Source organism: Pseudomonas sp. NFACC10-1, assembly GCF_900119195.1.
Lineage (GTDB): Bacteria > Pseudomonadota > Gammaproteobacteria > Pseudomonadales > Pseudomonadaceae > Aquipseudomonas > Aquipseudomonas cerasi.
In genome coordinates, this window is sequence record NZ_FPJB01000004.1 from 570946 (window position 1) to 589666 (window position 18721).

The following is an 18721-nucleotide window of genomic DNA, read 5'->3' on the forward strand; positions in this document are numbered from 1 at the left end:
CTTAAAAACCCTGAGCAGTGCAAGCGTAAATTTTTGACGGGTGCCTGCAATCCCGGTGTGATGGCATCTGTAATGGCCCACGAGGTCGCCTGACATAACCTTATGCACGTTTGGCGGTTGATTCGACAGGCTGTCCATAGTGAGATAGACCATTTATCGAGGCTCCCCTATGCAACAGCGTTGTAAAGTGGCCGTACTCGGCCTGGGTGCCATGGGTGCAGCCACTGCCTATCAGCTGGCAAAGGCCGGAGTCGATGTGATTGGCATCGACCGTCCGCACACACAAGGCTCCAGTCACGGCGATACACGCATCACGCGGCTGTCAGCCGGTGAAGGTCCGCAATACCTGCCCTTGGTACGCAGCTCGCAGCGCATCTGGCGCGAACTTGAAGCATTGAGCGGCGAATCGCTGTTCGAGCAATGCGGTGTGCTGGTGATGACCTCAAGCCCGGCCTACGATCCCGAGGACGTCAACGACTTCACCCATCAGACCATCGCGCTGGCCCGTACTTATGGGGTGAAGCACGAGGTACTGGCGGCCGCAGCGATTCGCGAGCGCTTCCCTCAGTTCGCTCCTGTACTGGACAGCGCTATCGGCTATTTCGAACCCGAAGGCGGATTCGTTCGGCCCGAGCGCTGCATCGCCGTACAGCTCAAGCTGGCAAGGCAACATGGCGCGCGTTTGCTGACCCATGAAACGGTCACGCACTTACAGGCGCATGGCGATCAGGTACGAATCACCACCGACAAGGGCTCGATCATCGCCGACAAGGTCGTGGTCAGCGCGGGCATGTGGTCATCCGGGCTGCTCGGCGCACCGTTCAGCGACCTGCTGCGGGTGTGCCGGCAAAAGCTGTTCTGGTTCGAGTTGCAGCACGAGGCTGCCTTTGCTGCGCGGTCGCCAAGCTTCATCCTGAGTCACGGGCCGGGCGACGCCGATGTCAACTACGGCTTCCCGCCGCTGCCCGGTGAAAACAGCATGAAGGTCGCCACCGAGCAATACAGCGAGACGTCAGCGGCGGACCAGCTGGACCGTACCATCTCCGCGCGGGAAGAACAGGAAATGTTCCGCACCCAGGTGCAGGGCAGGATAGCGGGACTGACGCCAAAGGTGGTCAAGTCTTCGGTGTGCGCTTACACGGTCACGCCGGACTGCCACTTCATCATCGATGAACATCCGCACCTGAAAAATGTGACGGTGGTCTCGGCCTGTTCCGGCCACGGCTTCAAGCATTCGGCCGGGCTCGGACTGGCGCTGGCGCAACGCTGTATTGATGGCGAGAGCGATATGGATCTCTCGGCCTTTTCATTACAACGCTTCGCCAGGCAGGCTTGATCAGCGCGCCACCACGAACGCCTCGTCGATGCGCGCCAGATCGGTGTCACGCAAGGTGCCCGCGTAGTAATGCAGTTTGATCCAGGCCATCAAATAGTCGTAACGGGCTTTTGCCAGATCGCGACGGGTACTGTAGAGCTGCTGCTCGGCGTTGAGGGCATCCAGGCTGATGCGCTCGCCACCCAGAATGCTCTGGCGGGTCGACTCGACCAGTGCCTGCGCCGAGATCAGCGCCTTCTGGTAGGCGCGCAACTTGCCCACCCCTGACGCACAGGCGTTGAACTGGCGACGCAGCTCGATCAGGGTTTCGCGGGTCTTGCCCTCCAGCTCGTATTCAGCCTGCTCGCGCTTGCTGTTGGCCTGGCGCACCGAGGCACTGGTGCCACCTCCGGCGTACAGCGGAAGACTGAGCTCGATGCCTATCGTGTTGGTGTCGTAACGCTGATTGTAGGTGTTGCCGCTGTCCGATTCATTCTGACGGATACTTGCGTAAGCATTCACCGTCGGCAGATGCCCCGCGCGATTGCGCTCCACCTCGTATCGCGCCACTTCCAGGGACTGACGTTGCGAAGCCAGAATCGGGCTGTTGGCCATCGCCAGCGCATGCCACTCGGTAAAGCTGGACGGCGCCAGGACCAACGCCTGAAAGCTGTCCCTCAACGGGTCCAGTTGCGTAACATCGATACTCGGCTCGCCCAGCAACGCGGCAAGCTCGCGCAAGGCCGCGTCCTGCTCATCGCTGGCTTCGATCTGCTCGGCAATCGCCAGTTCGTTGCGCGATTCGGCTTCGAGGATATCGGTGCGCGTGCCCTCTCCCTGCTCGAACATCTGTCGGTTCTGCGCGAACTGGCGTTCGAACGCCTGCTGCTTGGCACGCGCGATATTGATCTGGTCCTGGGCGAAGAGTGCCTGGGTGTAGAGGGTCAACACCCGCACCAGTAATTCCTGGCTCTTGCTGCGAAAGGTCTCGTCGGCAAACAGCGCCTGGGCCAGCCCCTTGCGGTAATTGGCGTACGCCTCGTAATCGATCAATGGCTGCTGAACCGTCAGGCTCGAACCAAAACTGTTGTAGTGGCGATGGTCAGTGGTGTCTTGAGCGCTGCCTTTGAGGGTCGCCTTGGAATCGTTGCGACCCTTGTTGTAGCTGTATGAAACGCGAGGTAACAAGCCGGCACGACCGATCACCCGGTTTTCCAGGCCTGCGTCGCGCTCCTTGAGTGCGCCCAGATAAACCGGGTCATTGCGAAGCGCCAGTTCATAGACCTGAAACGGGCCCATGGCCTGGCTCAAAGGTGCAATGCCCAGCAGGATGGCCGTCAGCAAAGCGGCTTTAAGGGGATGGCGAAACATCCTATTCCTCCGTCAACGCGGAGCCGGCACGGTCCAGCAAAGGTTTGAACAGATAATTGAGCAGCGAGCGTTCACCCGTGCGCACGAACATTTCAGCGGGCATACCGGGTTTGATCACCAGCCCGTTGAGTTTTTCCAGCGCCGCGTCGCCCACCGAGGTGCGCAGCACGTAATACGGCTGGCCGGTTTTTTCATCCTGCATCTGGTCGGCGGAAATCAGGCTCACTTCGCCGGAAACCCGTGGAGTGCGGCTTTGATTGAATGCAGTAAAGAGGATGTCGACCGGCAGATGGCTGGCGACCTTGTCGATCAGTTGCACCGGCAGCCGCCCTTCGACTTCCAGACGTGTACCCTGCGGGACGATTTCCAGCAGGGTTTCACCGGCACGCACCACAGCACCTTCGGTGTGCACGCCCAGATTGACGGCGATGCCATCAGCCGGCGCAAGGATTGCGCTGTGTTGCAGACTGAAACCGGCCGAGGCCAGTTGCTGCTCAAGGGTAAGCGCCTTGACCTGGGCATCGGCCCATTGGCTGCGCACCTCTTTCTGGTACTCCTCGCGCTGCTGCTGAAGGCGCAGGCGCGACTCGACGATACCTTGCTCTATACGTCCGGTTTCGCCTGCGTTTTGCGCCAGGCTCTGTTGCACCTGAGAAAGCTGACGCTGGAACTCCAGCAAGCGATTGCCGGGAATGAACCCGTTCTGCGCCAGCGGCTCCAGGTTACTCAGTTGCTTGCGTAGCGAATCAGCCTGAGCCAGCAAGTCCGAGCGGGCACGGCGCATGCCGGCGAGCTGCAGTCCGGCACCCTCGATACTCGCCTGCAAGCCGGATTGCTCGCGCGCCAGGGCCTGGCGTCGGCTGCTGAACAACTGCCGCTGCCCTTCAAGCACCAGCGCCAGCCGTGGGTCGGGATCTTGCCCCTGCCCGGCGGCAATCAGTTCTGCAGGAAAGCGCACCTCGTCAAGGTTGTCGCGCTCGCTTTGCCAGCGCGCCAGGCTGGCCCAGGCCATTCGATACTGGGCTCGCAGCGATTGCACGTCGGCTTCGACCTGAGTCTGATCAAGGCGAAACAGCGGCTCGCCCTCTTTCACCAATTGGCCTTCACTGACCAGAATTTTGCTGACCACACCGCCATCCAGCGACTGCACGGCCTTGCGCTTGCCAGAAACAACTACCGTCCCCTGCACGGCAATACCCTGATCCAGAGGAGCGAGACTGGCCCACAAAAAGAAGCTGCCCGCCCCTGCCAGCATGAGAATCCAGCCCGCGCGAACGAAGAACTGCACGCCGCGCTCCTTGCCCGGCACGGCGTAATGACTGTCGATAGGGCTGTTCATACGTCGGACTGCCTGTTCTGCGTGCCGTACTGACGGCTCATGGAAAGCCCGGCAGGTGCCGGGCGAGATTGCGATTGGGGGTGTGCTTGCGGTGCTTGCGCGGGTGAGGTCTGCCCGGACAAGGCCTGCAACACCTGAGCCGTGGCGCCGAATGCCTGCATGCGACCTTCGCTCAGCACCAGCAGACGATCGGTCTGGTTCAGAGACTGTGTGCGGTGGGTGACGAGCACAACGGTGCAGCCGCGGGTCTTGAGTTCAGCAATCGCCTGAGTCAGCGCCGCTTCACCTGCGGCATCCAGATTGGAATTGGGCTCATCGAGCACCACCAGTCGTGGATCGCCATACAACGCGCGGGCCAGCGCGACGCGCTGTTTCTGACCTCCGGACAAGCCAGCGCCATCATCGCCCAGCCGCGTGTCATAGCCCTGCGGCAGGCGCAAAATCAATTCGTGTACGCCCGCCAGTTGCGCGGCAGCAACCACAGCGCTCGCATCACCCTCGCGAAAACGCGCGATGTTTTCTGCCACGCTGCCGCCGAACAGCTCGATGTCCTGCGGCAGATAACCGATGTAGGGGCCCAGCGCCTCTCGGTCCCAGCGATGCATGTCAGCACCATCAAGACGTACCGTTCCGCCCAGCACTGGCCAGACACCGACCAACACGCGTGCCAGGGTCGATTTGCCGGAGCCGGATGCGCCCAGCACACCGAGCACTTCACCGGCCTGCAACTGGAAGCTCACTTGTTGAATGGTCGGCGACGTTTTGCCGGGAGGCGCAGCACTGACCTGTTCCGCGCTGATCTGACCGCGCGGTGCCGGCAGTGGCATGCGCGGCGCGGGCTCGGCGTAGGTCTTGAGCAACTGGTCGAGGCGCCCGTAAGCCAGGCGTGCAGAACTCCATTGTTTCCAGACGGCGATCAATTGATCGATGGGGCTGAGGACCCGCCCCATGAGGATCGAACCGGCGATCATCATGCCGGCGGTCATGTCTCCGTTTATCACCAGCAATGCGCCCAAGCCCAGCACCAGCGACTGCAGACACAGACGCAGGGCCTTGCTGATCGAACTGATCACCGCGCCAGTGTCACTGGCCCGGTTTTGCAGGGCCAGAAAGCGCCCATGCACATGGAACCAGCGGCGCCGCAACACTTCGAGCATGCCCATCGCCTGGATCGCCTCGGCCTGTTGCAGGTGTCGGGTCGCCAATTGTGCGGACTGCTGCGAGTAACCGCTGGCTTCGGCCAGCGGTTTGCGGGTCAGCCATTCGTTGAGGCAGGCCAGTCCGACCAGCAACACCGTGCCCACGCTGGCGAGCACGCCAAGCCAGGGATCGAAAAGGAAGATCACCGCCAGGTAGATGGGGAACCAAGGGGCGTCGAAGAACGCGAACAACGCCGGCCCGGTGAGAAACTGGCGGATGAAGGTCAGGTCACCCAGCGCCTGTCCGGCCTGACGCTGCCCGGCGTGCAGATTGCTCTCGAACGCGGCCTGATAGACGCGCAGATTGAAACGCTTTTCCAGCTCGCTGCCGATGCGGATCACCACAAAGCTGCGGATCATCTCCAGCAAGCCGATAAACGCAAAGAACCCGACTACCATCAGCGTCAGCATGGCCAGGGTGGTCTGGTTCTGCGACGTCAGTACGCGGTCATAGACTTGCAGCATGTAAATCGATGGGGCGAGCATCAGCACGTTGATCAGGGCGGTAAAGCAACCGACACCAATCAACGCGCTCTTGTAATCAGCCAGCGCTTTATAAAGCGGCGGCCGGGCGCTTTGGGGCAACGCACTCATGGTTGTTCCTTGATGGTCTTGCCTGTGACGGAGTGACATCCCTGGGTTTTGACAAACAACTCGCGCATATCCATGAAACGCTTAATCGGCGAGCCGTCCAAGGACCAGCACCTCACCGTCGGGCAGACTCGCCTGATAGATCTGCTCCCCCATGTTATTGAGGTGAATCAGGCGATTGCCTTCCTTGTCGGTGAACGCCAGGCCATCCGGAGTCGGGAACCAGCCAGTGGGTGCTTCGTGCAACCACTTCACTGCGCAGGCGAGATCGCCCGTCAGTTTTGGTACATCGATATTGAGGTGCAATTCACAGACTTCGTTCGTCTTTCCCTGAAGAGAAAGTCGCCATTTGCCGCTGAGTTCAGCAGGATCGGGCAGTTTCAAACTCATGGCCATGCTTGCTCCAGAAATACCCGCCAGCAACGCAAAGGCGGCCGGCACGATTCGAAAAACGTGTTTGATCTTCATGAAGGGGTACTTTCCAGATCATGGACGACCGCAGGGTCGTCCATGATTGTTACAGATTAAACCACGATATCAGTAGCCAACGCTTGACCAACGGTCCCCACGAGGAAGTCCCCCAAGCCCTGTCCGGTGAAGTCGATCGCCAGACTGCCCAGATTGCTGCTCTGGTTATAGTTGAGGATCGCCTCGCCAGCGTGGCCGCTGAATGCGTTGACGAACTGCAGCGCGCTCAGCGTAGAGATGGCCGATACGTCGATCTTGTCCTGACCGCTGACGAAATCACGAATCGTATCCTGGCCCGCACGGTTGGAGTCGGAGCTGGCGCCAAACACGAAGATGTCGGCACCCGCACCACCGGTCAGGCTGTCGGCGCCGCCACCACCGTAGATGATGTCGTTGCCGGCACCACCCTTGAGGTCGTTGGCGGCAGCATTGCCGATCAACAGGTCATTGCCCGAACCGCCCACCGCGTTTTCAACCACCACACCCTTGGCGATCGAAACGTTGCCCACCATGCCACCGACATCCGAGAACGACGCGGCATTGAGGTTGATCTTCTGGTTCTGGGTGAAGCCGGAGAAGTCGAGGGTATCCTTGCCCCCGCCATCCCACACCGAGAACACCACCTTGGAAGAGGCGGACGTGGCGCTGTAGAAATCGCGCCCGGCAGTGGAGTTGAACCCATAGACCGTATCACCGGCACGGGTGCTCATGTTCGCCCCATAGAGCTGCTGAACGGCAGTGATGTCATCCAGCAACGGTGCCGAAGAGTACGACGGAGCGCCGCCCTTGACGAAGTTCTGGTCAGTGTTGGACTCACTCCAGTAACTCATGACGCTGTAGCCACGGGTGTCTTCTGCGTAAGTGGCGTCCTTGTAGCTCGGATTGCCCTCGCCTGCGTTGTAGTCACCCGGGTGAGACAGGCCCAGGGTATGGCCGATTTCATGAGTGAGGGTCTGACGGCCGTAGTTGCCATTGTCCGGGGTGGTGTTGACCTTGTAGCTGTTATCGACAAGGTACCAGGACTGGCCGTCAGTGCGGCTGTTGCCGCTGGGCAGGTAGGCAAAGGCTGCCCCGCCCGCGCTGCCGTTGCTGTAGTTACCGAAGGTCATATGCCCGTCGCCGCCGGAAGCCGCCTGGGTAAAGCTGACCTTGGCGACGTCTGCCCAGGATTGCATCGACAATACCGCCTGTGCTTTCTGCTGCGCGTTGAACGCACTGAAAGTCCCCAGCGAATTGTCGAACCCGGCAGGCTTGGCCGTCAGGAACGTGTAAGTGAGGTTGATGGTGCCGTTGCCATCGCGATCCGTCCAGGCGGCGTTGTCGCGAAGAATATAATCAGCGGCCTGATCGACCGAATACGAGGGCTTGCCATTGATCGTGAGGTTGCCGCCACGGTCATACTGGTGCGCGAACGCATTGATCTGGTCGAAAGAGGTGCTGGTAGCAGCGGAAAGTTGGATTGCAGCATTTTCTTTGACTTTCGTCATGACACTTCCTTGTTTGCTGTGTGACAGGTTAGGTACGACAGGACTCTCCCCTGTAGCGAGAGAGTCCAGTCACTCGCTTTGCGAAGCGTAAAATCGCGTTGCGTAACAAAACTGACACATCTTGAAATCTTGTGTCCAGCGCTGTTCGATGATGTCAAGTGGCCCCAAATGGGCAAGCACCTACAGCCATTGGGGAATCGCCTGATATTATTTTTTGTGATGACGAGATAGCCGATAAACGCCTGAGTAGACTGTAACAAGGTTGATAAATATGACTGATAGGTCAGGATTTTACGGTGCTGACGGAGCACGAATGCCATGGGGTCGTTACCCTCGCCAGCCAATTGCAGGGAACGGCACTTTCGCCAGCATTATCATTGGCCAAGGCTGACACTTTTGCGTACCTCAGAAACGCAAAAAGCCCCGACGAGTCGGGGCTTTTTTCAAGCAGAGCGGCCTTAGTAGTCAGGCCTTGTTGATCAGTCGTCGCGGCTCATGATGCCGAAGATCTGCAGCAGGCTGATGAACAGGTTGTAGATCGATACATACAGGCTGACCGTCGCCATGATGTAGTTACGCTCACCACCCTGAATGATCGCGCTGGTCTGGAACAGAATGCACACCGACGAGAACAGTACGAAGCCCGCGCTGATAGCCAGCTGCAGACCGCTGATCTGGAAGAACATGCCGGCCACTACCGCACCCAGCAGAACGAAGAAACCTGCGGTGATGAAACCACCCAGGAAACTCATGTCCTTGCGGGTAATCAGTACGTAGGCTGACAGGCCGCCGAATACCAGAGCCGTCATCGCAAAGGCGGAGCTGACCACTTCAGCACCACCGGCCATGCCCAGGTAACGGTTGAGGATCGGGCCCAGCAGGAAGCCCATGAAACCTGTCAGGGCGAAGGTCGACACCAGGCCCCAGACCGAATCACGCAGCTTGTTGGTCAGGAAGAACAGACCGTAGAAGCCGATCAGCACCACAAAAATGTTCGGGTAGCCGACGCGCATCTGCTGAGCGACGAATGCCATGACACCACTGAAAGCCAGTGTCAGGGCGAGAAGACCGTAAGTATTGCGCAGGACACGACTAACCTCGAGCTGGTCGGCCTGCATGCCGGTTTTAAGGCTGTAATCCTGTTCGCGCATGGCGAAACTCCTTGCTGTTGAAATGTTGAGTTGCAAAGATCATAACAGAGGCGCTGCAACTGGCTAGTCACAGAGTTTGACAGCTTGTTTCATTCCGGTATTATGGCGCCCGCAACGAAGTGGAGGTATGGCCGAGTGGTTTAAGGCAGCAGTCTTGAAAACTGCCGACTGTAACAGGTCCTAGAGTTCGAATCTCTATGCCTCCGCCATATTTGGCAGCGCAAAGCCCTGATTATTCAGGGCTTTGTCGTTTCTGGTGCCAACGAAACCCTCCCGCCTCCCCGCCTTGCGAGCTGACGTGCGCAACCTGATATATTGATGTCCAGACCGAATCAATCATCCTGGTTACGCAATGCCCATCAATTTCGACCTCAACGACCTCCAGGCATTTCGTGCCGTGGTCGAGAATGGCAGCTTCCGCAAGGCCGCTGAAACCGTACAGATCACCCAGCCTGCGCTCAGTCGGCGGATAGAAAAGCTCGAATCTGCGCTGAATGTGAAGCTGTTCGAGCGGACCACCCGCAGGGTCAGCCTGACCACGGTTGGCCGCGCATTTCTGCCTCAGGTCGAGCGCATTCTGGACGATCTGGACAGCGCATTGATGACCATCGACGGCGTCGGCTCCACGCGAATGGGCAGCGTGACGATTGCCTGCGTGCCTTCAGCCGCCTATTACTTCATGCCTCAGGTGATCAGCGCCTTCCACCAGCTGTTTCCGAAAATCAGAATTCGGGTCATGGACGCCAGCGCCAATGAGGTCAACAGTGCGGTTGCCTTGGGCGAAGCCGATTTCGGGGTGAGTTTCAGCGGCAATCTGGCGCCGGAAGTGGATTTCGAACTGCTGCTGCAGGAACGCTACGTGATGGCCTGCAGACGGGATCACCCGCTGGCAATGTGCGAAAGCGTCAGTTGGGAGGAGATGTACCGCCACGATTACATCGCCCTGGACATCACTTCAGGTAATCGTCTGGTGCTGGATCAGGCGCTGGCACCGTCGCGCCCGCATAAGGAAAGCATCTGCGAAACCCGCCATGTCACGACCATGATCGGCCTGGTGGAGGCCGGGCTTGGCGTGGCTGCGGTGCCGTCGATTGCCATGCCGATGACCGCTCACCCGTTTCTGGTGAGCGTGCCATTGGTTGCGCCCGAGGTGATGCGCAATGTGGGGCTGCTCAAGCGTCGTGGCAGGACCTTGACACCGGCAGCCCTCGAGCTGGAACAGCTGGTCAGGAAAATGCCGTCACGCTCAGCGGGGAACTGAATCCAGCCCGGTAGACTGCACCGTGGCCTGGACTTTCGGGGAGGCCAGGTAATCCAGCAAGGCCTTCGCCTCCTTCGGGTGCTCGGCATTGACCGGGATGCCCGCGGCATAACGGGTGACCGACTGAACGTCTTCCGGGATCTTCGCCACGAACGTCACGCCGGGAATCGGCAGCAGCTCGGCAACCTGTTGAAAGCCCACTTCGTAGTCGCCCTTGGCAACCACCGAAGCAACCGGGATGCGCTCGATCATCTTGCCCTTCGGCGCGAGTTCCTTCTCGATACCGAGCTTTTTGAAAAGCTCTTTTTCGATGTACACGCCACTGGCGCTGTCGGAGTAAGCCACCGACTTGGCCTTGAGCAAGGTCGCCTTGAGCTCACTGTCGGTGCCAATCGCAGGCTTGGCCGCGCCCTCTTTCACCACCATTCCGATCCGCGAGTCAGCCAGTTCGACCCGCGATGCCGGGTCTACCTTGCCTTGCTTGATCAGATCATCCAGCGCATAGCCGACCATGATCACCACATCGGCGTGCTCGCCACGGGCCAGACGATTCGGAATGGCCTCGGGCGCCTTGCCCATCGATGGGCCGAGAATGGTGTCCAGCGAGTCCCCGGAAGACGCCGCGTATTGCGGTCCGAGCAGTTTGTACGCAGCCGTAAAGCCGCCGGAGGTCATGACCTTGAGCTGTTCAGCCTGCGCCGCCGCACTGACCGCGATACAGCCGAGAAACAGCGCGGCCAATTGAGTTTTGTATAACGATTTCATAGTGATTTTCCTTGATTAAACAGCCAGTTGCGGGCGGGTCGAGATGTGCCGGTAGAGCACCAGTGTGGCACCCAGCGCACAGGCTGCAGCGAACGTCATCCAGTAAGCAGGTGCAGCCTTGTCGCCGGTGAGGTGGATCAACCAGGTCGAGATCGCCGGAGTGAAACCACCGAAAACCGCCGTCGCCAGGCTGTAGGCCAGAGAAAAACCGGCAACACGCACCTCTACCGGCATGATTTCCGTCAACGCTGGAATCATCGCGCCGTTATACAACCCGTAGAGGAACGAGAACCACAACAGCACTTCCAGCATATGAGCGAAGCTGGGCGCCAGGGCGAGGAAAGACAGCGCCGGGTAAGCACTGATGATGGTCAGCAGCGTCATCGCGACCAACAGTGGCTTGCGCCCGAAACGGTCGCTCAACATGCCGCCGACCGGCAGCCAGATAAAATTGGAGACACCGACCAGCAACGTCACCAGCAGCGCATCGGAGGTACTCAGATTGAGTACGGTTTTGCCGAATGTCGGTGCATAGATGGTGATCAGGTAAAACGTGGTAGTGGTCATCGCCACCATCAGCATTCCGGCAATCACCACGCGCCAGTTTTGCAGCAGCGTCGCGAACACCTGTCGCATGGTCGGCCGGTGAGCACGTGTGGCGAACTCTTCGGTTTCCTGCAGGCTGCGGCGCAGCAGGAAAATGAACGGGATGATCAGGCAGCCGATGGCGAACGGAATTCTCCAGCCCCAGTCAGCGACAGCAGCAGGTGCCATCCATTGGTTCAAGCCGTAACCCAGTGCAGCGGCAACAACGATTGCCACCTGCTGGCTACCTGACTGCCAGCTGGTATAGAAGCCCTTGCGGCCGGGTGTCGCCATCTCCGCCAGATACACTGACACGCCACCCAACTCGGCACCGGCAGAGAAGCCCTGCAGCAAGCGGCCGACCAATACCAGGGCAGGCGCCCACAGGCCGATGCTCGCGTAACCGGGCACCAGAACGATCAGCAGCGTGCCGCTGGCCATGATCGACAGCGTCACAATCAAGCCTTTGCGCCGGCCGACGTCATCGATGTAAGCGCCCAGAATCACGGCACCCAACGGACGCATCAGGAAGCCCGCACCAAAGACCGCGAAGGTCATCATCAGCGAAGCAAACTCACTGCTGGCCGGGAAAAAGGCGGAGGCGATCTGGGTGGCGTAGAAGCCGAACAGGAAGAAGTCGAATTGCTCGAGGAAATTACCGGAGGTAACCCGAAATACCGCGCCTGCCTTCGACCGGGAGGATTCTTTTCGTAATGAGGATGAGCCGTGCATCAATGTTCTCCAGCGATCTTATTAGAGTGTTGTAAGCGCTTGTGAGGAAGGAGTCTGCCGGACACACTTTGAAACGATAAGTGCTATGTTTTCATCGATTGATGCCCGACAAACATCAATCGAAACTCAAACAGTTGTACCCCGACCTAGCACTTGCAGGTCGACCCGCGCCAAACTCACACGCCAGCCCTTGAATTCTTTATCATTGCGCATGTTTTGTTGGCAGAGCCGATCATGAAATTCGCCATCTCCCTTTTTTCCGCCGCCCACGCGCCCTCCTCTCGGCGAGCCTTGCAGTTCGCCAGGGCGGTGCTGGCAGGCGGGCATGAAATTGTCCGGTTGTTCTTTTACCAAGACGGCGTACACAGCGCGTCGGCCAACGTCGTAACGCCGCAGGACGAGCAGGATATGGCACTGCAGTGGCGTGACTTCATCGTCGAGCACAAGCTGGACGGCGTGGTGTGCATTGCCGCCGCGTTGCGTCGCGGTGTGCTCGACACGCAAGAGGCCGAGCGTTATCAGCGGCCGGCGGCAAACCTGCGCGAGCCATGGGAATTGTCCGGGCTGGGCCAGTTGCACGATGCCGTGCAATCGGCTGATCGCCTGATCTGCTTCGGAGGGCCATGAGATGCCCAGATCACTATTGGTTGTCAGCCGTCAGTCGCCGTGGTCCGGTCCAGGTGCCCGCGAAGCACTGGATATCGTACTGGCGGGCGGGGCATTCGATCTGTCGGTAGGCCTGCTGTTTCTGGACGACGGGGTTTTTCAGTTGTCGCCACAGCAGTCGCCCGACGCCCTGCAACAGAAAGACCTGACCGCAAACCTGAAGGCCCTGCCGATGTTCGGTGTCGACGACCTTTACGTCTGCGGGCAGAGCCTGGCCGAGCGCGGCATCTCTCCTGGCGTATTGAGCGAAGAGATGAGCCAATTGACTACGCGCGCGGAATTGTCAGCGCTTTTTGATCGGTACGACGAGGTGATCACAATCTGATGGCTACTTTGCACGTTCTCTCTCACTCGCCGTTTGCCGACACCCGGCTGGACAGTTGCCTGCGCTTGCTGGGCAAGGACGATGGCGTACTGCTCTGTGGCGATGCCACCTATGCGCTGATGCCGTCCAGCACGCCACTCAAAGCCCTTCAGTCGTTGGTCGACTCATCGCAACTGTTCGCCCTCGACGAAGACATCAGCGCACGCAATCTGCCCCTCCCTGCCGGAGTCAGCAGCATCGATTACCCGGCGTTCGTGGAACTGTCGTTGCGCTTCGACAAGGTCAATACCTGGTTATGAAACAGTTGAACATTGACGGGCGCAGCATCGAACTGGACAAGGATGGTTTTCTGCAAGACCTCAGCGACTGGTCGCTGGACGTCGCCCACGCCCTGTCCGCCGAGGAAGGTATCGAGCTGAGTGCCGAGCACCTTGAAATCCTCGAACTGCTGCGCGGCTTTTACGCCGAGTTCCAGCTTTCGCCCGCGACGCGGCCGCTGATCAAATACACCGCGCTGAAGCTGGGTGCGGAAAAAGGCAACAGCATGCACCTCAACCGCCTGTTCAACGGCACTCCCGCCAAACTCGCCGCCAAGCTGGCGGGCCTGCCAAAACCGACCAATTGCATATGAATGATTACGCTGCGCTTGTCACTGAAACACCTGAAGAACATCCTTTTGCGACCTTCGTTCGCATTCTGGGCAAAGGCAAACGTGGCGCGCGCAACCTGACTCGCGAGGAAGCACGGGAAGCCATGGGCATGCTGCTCGATGAAAAAGTCGAGGACACCCAGCTCGGGGCTTTTCTGATGCTGCTGCGCCACAAGGAAGAAAGTCCCGAGGAACTGGCGGGGTTTACCGAAGCGGTGCGTGAGCGTCTCAACGCTCCCGCCATGCAGGTCGACATCGACTGGCCGACCTACGCCGGGAAAAAACGTCATCTGCCCTGGTATCTGCTGGCAGCCAAATGCCTGGCGCAAAACGGCGTCAGGATCCTCCTGCACGGCGGCGGCGCGCATACCGCAGGGCGTCTGTACACCGAGCAGTTGCTGGACCTATTGAAGATCCCGCTGTGCCGCAACTGGTCAGCGGTCAAGACCTCGCTTGAGCAAGAACATCTGGCGTTCATTCCGCTCGCCGACTGGGCACCGCAGTTGCAGCGCATGATCGATCTGCGCAACACGCTGGGGCTACGCTCGCCCATTCATTCGCTGGCACGCATTCTTAATCCGCTGCAGGCGCGCTGCGGCCTGCAAAGCATTTTTCACCCGGGCTATCAAAGCGTGCATCGCGATGCCAGCAGCCTGCTCGGTGACAACGCCATCGTGGTCAAAGGTGATGGCGGCGAAATCGAGATCAACCCTGACACCATCAGCCACCTGTACGGCACCACCGGCGGTCAGCCGTGGGATGAAGAATGGCCAGCGCTCTCACCGCGCCGCCACGTAAAACCGGCGACGCTCGACCCGCAGCAACTGCTGGCCTTGTGGCGAGGAGAGATCGAAGACAGTTACCCGCAATTGGCATTGATATCGACCATGGCGCTCGCCTTGCGCGGCCTGGGCGCTGATCGTGACGAAGCCTTCGCCAAAGCGCAGGTATTCTGGGATCGCCGCGACACGAATCTATGACCCGTCGGCCTTTCGACAATGAAAGGCCATAATCCAGTCGAACCGATGCACCTGCGCTGACCTCCAAGCTCTATAACCTGGAAATGGGAGTCAGACATGGGCCTTCTGGTCGGAGGACACTGGCAAGACCAGTGGTACAAAAGCAGCAAAGATGGCGCATTTCAGCGCGAAAATGCTCAGCGACGCAGTTGGGTCACCCCCGATGGACAGCCGGGACCGTCAGGTGCAGGCGGGTTTGCTGCGCAGGCGGGCCGCTATCACCTGTACGTGTCTCTGGCTTGCCCGTGGGCACACCGCACGCTTATTTTGCGCAAGCTCAAGGGCCTGGAAAGCCTGATCGATGTTTCGGTGGTCAGTTGGCTGATGCTGGAAAACGGCTGGACCTTCGATCAGCAGAAAGGCTCCAGCGGCGATGCACTGGATGACCTGCAGTTCCTTCACCAGCGCTACACCGCCGACGACCCTCGATACACCGGCCGCGTCACCGTTCCGGTGCTGTGGGACAAGCAGCAGCAATGCATCGTCAGCAACGAATCTGCGGAAATCATCCGCATGTTCAACTCCGCATTCGACGAGCTGACCGGCAATACGCTGGATTTCTACCCGCAAGCGTTACGCGCGAGCATTGACGAACTCAACGAGCAGATCTACCCGAAGGTCAACAACGGCGTGTACCGGGCTGGTTTCGCCACCTCGCAGGGCGCGTATGAGGAGGCCTTCGACGATGTGTTCGCTGAACTGGACGTGCTGGAAAACCTGCTCGGCGAAAAGCGCTACCTGACAGGCAAACACCTCACTGAAGCCGACATACGCCTGTTCACCACCATCGTGCGCTTCGATTCGGTGTATTACAGCCACTTCAAATGCAACCTGCGGTGCATCGCGGACTACCCCAATCTCAGCAACTGGCTACGCGAGCTGTATCAGTGGCCGGGAATCGCAGAGACAGTGAGTTTCGAGCACATCAAAGGGCATTACTACGGGAGCCATCGCACCATCAACCCGACCGGCATCATACCGAAGGGGCCAGCACTCGATCTGCAGGCAGATCACGATCGTGAACGACTTTCCGGTGAAGGTGTATGGAGCAACTGAAGTAGCCGGAGAAGTGGTGGATAGCCCGGACGGGCTACCCACCAATGGCATCAGAGAGTCGCCTGAGCGCCCTCGAACCACGCCAGCTTTTCACGCAATTTGACCACCTCACCAATGATCACCAGCGTCGGCGCATGAACATCATGCTCGGCGACCAGTTGCGGCAAGTTTGCCAAGGTACCCGTGAACACACGCTGATTGACGGTGGTGCCCTGCTCAACCAGCGCAGCAGGCGTGTCGGCAGAGCGACCGTGCCGGATCAATTGCTCACAGATAACCGGCAAACCGATCAGCCCCATGTAAAACACCAGTGTTTGCGCAGGCGCTACCAGGTCTGACCAAGGCAGATCTGTCGTACCGTTTTTCAAGTGCCCGGTGATGAAGCGCACCGATTGCGCATGATCACGGTGCGTCAACGGTATACCCGCATACGCCGCGCAACCGCTGGCAGCGGTGATGCCAGGCACCACCTGAAACGGAATGCCATGCGCCGCCAGCTCTTCGATTTCCTCGCCGCCACGGCCGAAGATAAACGGATCCCCGCCCTTCAGACGCACCACTCGCTTGCCCTGTTTTGCCAGTGCCACGAGTTGCTGGTTGATCTGCTCCTGCGGAACGGCATGCTCCGCACGGCGTTTGCCAACGTAAACACGCTCGGCATCACGACGGCACAGGTCAAGAATCGTTGGCGCGACCAGGCGGTCATACAGCACCACATCCGCCTGCTGCATCAGGCGCAAGGCGCGAAAAGTCAGCAAATCCGGATCACCGGGACCCGCACCCACCAGATAGACCTCACCGGTCTCAGAAGGCGGCTCGCCGGCAATCTTGGCGATCAGCATACGTTCGGCTTCAGCACCCTGCCCGGCCAGCTGGCGGTCGGCAATGGCGCCCTGAAAAACATCCTCCCAGAACGCTCGGCGCTGCTGCACATTCGGAAACAGGCCTTTGACCTGATTGCGAAAGCGCGCAGCCAGTCCGGCGAGCTGCCCGTAGCTGGAGGGAATCCAGGTTTCCAGCTTGGCGCGAATCAAACGGGCCAGCACCGGCGCATCGCCGCCACTGGACACGGCGATCACCAGCGGCGAGCGGTCGACGATGGCCGGGAAGATCACCGTACACAACGCCGGGGCGTCGACTACGTTGACCGGAACGCAACGCAAGCGGGCATCGCGGGACACCTGAGCATTGAGCGGCTCATCGTCCGTCGCCGCAATGATCAGCACGCAACCATCGAGGTCGCATTCGCTGTATCCGCGCAGGATCATCTCACCGCCGCTCTGGACAACCAGTTCGCTCAGTTGTGCCTCGACTTCCGGCGCAACCACGCGCAGCACTGCACCGGCGTCGGCAATCAGGCGTGATTTGCGCAGGGCAATTTCACCGCCGCCAACCACCAGCACCCGGCTGCCACGCAGGTTATGGAACAGCGGCAGAAATTCCATTTAACCGATGACCTCAAGGCCGCCCATGTACGGCTTGAGCACCTCAGGCACACGAATCGAACCGTCCGCCTGCTGATAGTTCTCCAGCACTGCCACCAGTGTGCGACCTACCGCCAGGCCCGACCCGTTGAGGGTGTGGACCAGCTCCGGCTTGCCGGTTTCCGGGTTGCGCCAGCGAGCCTGCATGCGACGCGCCTGGAAATCACCGCAGTTGGAGCAGGAAGAGATTTCGCGATATTTGTCCTGGCTCGGAATCCAGACTTCCAGGTCGTAGGTCTTCACCGCACTGAAACCCATATCGCCGGTGCACAGCGCCAGCGTGCGATAAGGCAGTTCAAGCAGTTGCAGCACGCGTTCGGCGTTGCCGGTCAGCGACTCGAGTGCGGCCATGGAGTCGTCAGGCGCAACGATCTGGACCATCTCGACCTTGTCGAACTGGTGCTGGCGAATCATGCCGCGGGTATCACGCCCGGACGCGCCCGCTTCACTACGGAAGCAAGGGGTGTGGGCAACAAACTTGAGAGGCAGCTGTTTGGCATCGAGAATTTCACCCGACACGATATTGGTCAGCGATACTTCGGCAGTCGGGATCAGGTACAGATCGGCTTCGCCTTCGCGGGAGATCTTGAACAGGTCTTCCTCGAACTTGGGCAACTGACCTGTGCCCTGCAACGCTGGAGCCTGCACCAGATACGGCGTGTAGGTCTCTTCGTAGCCGTGCTCGTTGATGTGCAGATTGATCATGAACTGTGCCAGGGCACGGTGCAGACGCGCGATCGGGCCACGCAGCAGCGCAAAGCGCGCGCCGGACAGCTTGGCGGCAGTCTCGAAATCCAGCCAGCCGAACTTCTCGCCCAGCGCAACGTGATCCTTGACCTCGAAATCAAAATGCGTCGGCGTACCCCAGCGACGCACTTCGACGTTGCCCTCTTCGTCGGCACCGACCGGCACGGATTCGTGAGGCAGGTTCGGGATGCTCAGCACCAGCGCATCCAGCTCGGCCTGAATGCCGTCCAGCTCGACCTTGCCTTCGCTCAGCTCGTTGCCCATGCGCTCGACATCAGCCATCAACGGCGCAATATCTTCGCCGCGCTGCTTGGCCTGACCAATGGATTTGGAACGTGCATTGCGCTCGGCCTGCAGCTGTTCGGTGCGGGTCTGCACTACCTTGCGCTGGGCTTCCAGCGATTCAATGCGCGCCACATCCAGTGTGAAACCACGGGAAGCCAGGCGATCCGCTACGTCCTGAAGTTGAGTACGTAACAGTTTGGAATCGAGCATATCGTTCTCTCGTCTA

18 protein-coding genes and 1 tRNA gene are annotated in these 18721 nt (G+C 59.6%); 9 read left to right on the forward strand and 10 right to left on the reverse strand.

The genetic code is table 11. The annotated features are described in order from the left end of the window. The first annotated feature begins 169 nt into the window (after positions 1–169). Positions 170–1336 carry an N-methyl-L-tryptophan oxidase gene (gene solA, locus BT119_RS14795; RefSeq protein WP_072366204.1) on the forward strand — a complete coding sequence of 389 codons (1167 nt, stop codon included), beginning with the start codon at positions 170–172 and terminating at the stop codon, positions 1334–1336. Here solA and BT119_RS14800 read toward each other — a convergent pair whose 3' ends face one another. The 6 genes from BT119_RS14800 to BT119_RS14825 all read right to left on the reverse strand — a co-directional run bounded on the left by BT119_RS14800 (position 1337) and on the right by BT119_RS14825 (position 8921). Then, a complete protein-coding gene (locus BT119_RS14800; RefSeq protein WP_054081080.1) occupies positions 1337–2686 on the reverse strand; it encodes a TolC family outer membrane protein in 1350 nt (449 codons plus the stop codon). It abuts the gene before it with no gap. Position 2687: 1 nt separating this feature from the next. Beyond that, positions 2688–4025, reverse strand: a complete 1338-nt coding sequence (locus BT119_RS14805; protein ID WP_003435991.1) for an HlyD family type I secretion periplasmic adaptor subunit — start codon at positions 4023–4025, stop codon at positions 2688–2690. Beyond that, positions 4022–5818: a type I secretion system permease/ATPase gene (locus tag BT119_RS14810; protein ID WP_054081081.1), complete on the reverse strand. Its 1797-nt coding sequence runs from the start codon at positions 5816–5818 to the stop codon at positions 4022–4024. The genes BT119_RS14805 and BT119_RS14810 overlap by 4 nt, the downstream gene beginning before the upstream one ends. Positions 5819–5899: 81 nt before the next feature. Next, complete coding sequence (locus BT119_RS14815; protein ID WP_003435993.1) at positions 5900–6283, reverse strand: protease inhibitor Inh/omp19 family protein; 384 nt, start codon at positions 6281–6283, stop codon at positions 5900–5902. A gap of 56 nt (positions 6284–6339) precedes the next feature. Next, positions 6340–7770, reverse strand: a complete 1431-nt coding sequence (locus BT119_RS14820; protein WP_003435995.1) for a serralysin family metalloprotease — start codon at positions 7768–7770, stop codon at positions 6340–6342. Between the two features lie 479 nt (positions 7771–8249). After that, positions 8250–8921, reverse strand: a complete 672-nt coding sequence (locus BT119_RS14825; protein ID WP_003317937.1) for a Bax inhibitor-1/YccA family protein — start codon at positions 8919–8921, stop codon at positions 8250–8252. Between the two features lie 121 nt (positions 8922–9042). Between BT119_RS14825 and BT119_RS14830 the strand changes: the two genes are divergently transcribed. Further along, positions 9043–9130: transfer RNA gene (locus BT119_RS14830), tRNA-Ser, on the forward strand. 143 nt (positions 9131–9273) lie between these two features. After that, complete coding sequence (locus BT119_RS14835) at positions 9274–10182, forward strand: LysR family transcriptional regulator (protein ID WP_044308814.1); 909 nt, start codon at positions 9274–9276, stop codon at positions 10180–10182. Here the strand turns inward: BT119_RS14835 and BT119_RS14840 are convergent. Both BT119_RS14840 and BT119_RS14845 read right to left on the reverse strand, forming a co-directional pair. Further along, positions 10168–10947, reverse strand: coding sequence for a substrate-binding domain-containing protein (locus BT119_RS14840; RefSeq protein ID WP_003371792.1), 780 nt, complete (start codon positions 10945–10947; stop codon positions 10168–10170). The two genes, BT119_RS14835 and BT119_RS14840, sit on opposite strands and share 15 nt — an antisense overlap. A 15-nt stretch (positions 10948–10962) precedes the next feature. Beyond that, a complete protein-coding gene (locus BT119_RS14845; RefSeq protein WP_003435999.1) occupies positions 10963–12264 on the reverse strand; it encodes an MFS transporter in 1302 nt (433 codons plus the stop codon). 234 nt (positions 12265–12498) lie between these two features. Here BT119_RS14845 and tusD point away from each other — a divergent pair, with 234 nt between their 5' ends. The 6 genes from tusD (at position 12499) to BT119_RS14875 (ending at position 15979) form a co-directional block, all read left to right on the forward strand. Further along, the gene (gene tusD / locus BT119_RS14850) at positions 12499–12891 is read left to right on the forward strand and encodes a sulfurtransferase complex subunit TusD (RefSeq protein WP_003371788.1); all 393 of its coding nucleotides are present in this window, start codon (positions 12499–12501) and stop codon (positions 12889–12891) included. A 1-nt stretch (position 12892) separates the two neighbouring features. Further along, positions 12893–13255, forward strand: a complete 363-nt coding sequence (tusC, locus tag BT119_RS14855) for a sulfurtransferase complex subunit TusC (RefSeq protein ID WP_072366206.1) — start codon at positions 12893–12895, stop codon at positions 13253–13255. Next, positions 13255–13554 carry a sulfurtransferase complex subunit TusB gene (gene tusB / locus BT119_RS14860; protein WP_003371784.1) on the forward strand — a complete coding sequence of 100 codons (300 nt, stop codon included), beginning with the start codon at positions 13255–13257 and terminating at the stop codon, positions 13552–13554. The genes tusC and tusB overlap by 1 nt, the downstream gene beginning before the upstream one ends. Continuing rightward, positions 13551–13886, forward strand: a complete 336-nt coding sequence (locus BT119_RS14865; RefSeq protein ID WP_003317943.1) for a TusE/DsrC/DsvC family sulfur relay protein — start codon at positions 13551–13553, stop codon at positions 13884–13886. Before tusB ends, BT119_RS14865 begins: the two co-directional genes overlap by 4 nt. Continuing rightward, positions 13883–14884 carry a glycosyl transferase family protein gene (locus BT119_RS14870; protein ID WP_058417281.1) on the forward strand — a complete coding sequence of 334 codons (1002 nt, stop codon included), beginning with the start codon at positions 13883–13885 and terminating at the stop codon, positions 14882–14884. The genes BT119_RS14865 and BT119_RS14870 overlap by 4 nt, the downstream gene beginning before the upstream one ends. A gap of 96 nt (positions 14885–14980) precedes the next feature. Continuing rightward, on the forward strand, positions 14981–15979 hold the full coding sequence (locus tag BT119_RS14875; protein WP_072366208.1) for a glutathione S-transferase family protein: 999 nt from the start codon (positions 14981–14983) through the stop codon (positions 15977–15979). A 50-nt stretch (positions 15980–16029) separates the two neighbouring features. On the opposite strand, the gene cysG is transcribed toward BT119_RS14875, so the two are convergent. Beyond that, a complete protein-coding gene (gene cysG, locus BT119_RS14880; RefSeq protein WP_003436001.1) occupies positions 16030–17424 on the reverse strand; it encodes a siroheme synthase CysG in 1395 nt (464 codons plus the stop codon). Beyond that, positions 17425–18705: a serine--tRNA ligase gene (gene serS, locus BT119_RS14885; protein WP_003436002.1), complete on the reverse strand. Its 1281-nt coding sequence runs from the start codon at positions 18703–18705 to the stop codon at positions 17425–17427. Between the last annotated feature and the right edge of the window lie 16 nt (positions 18706–18721).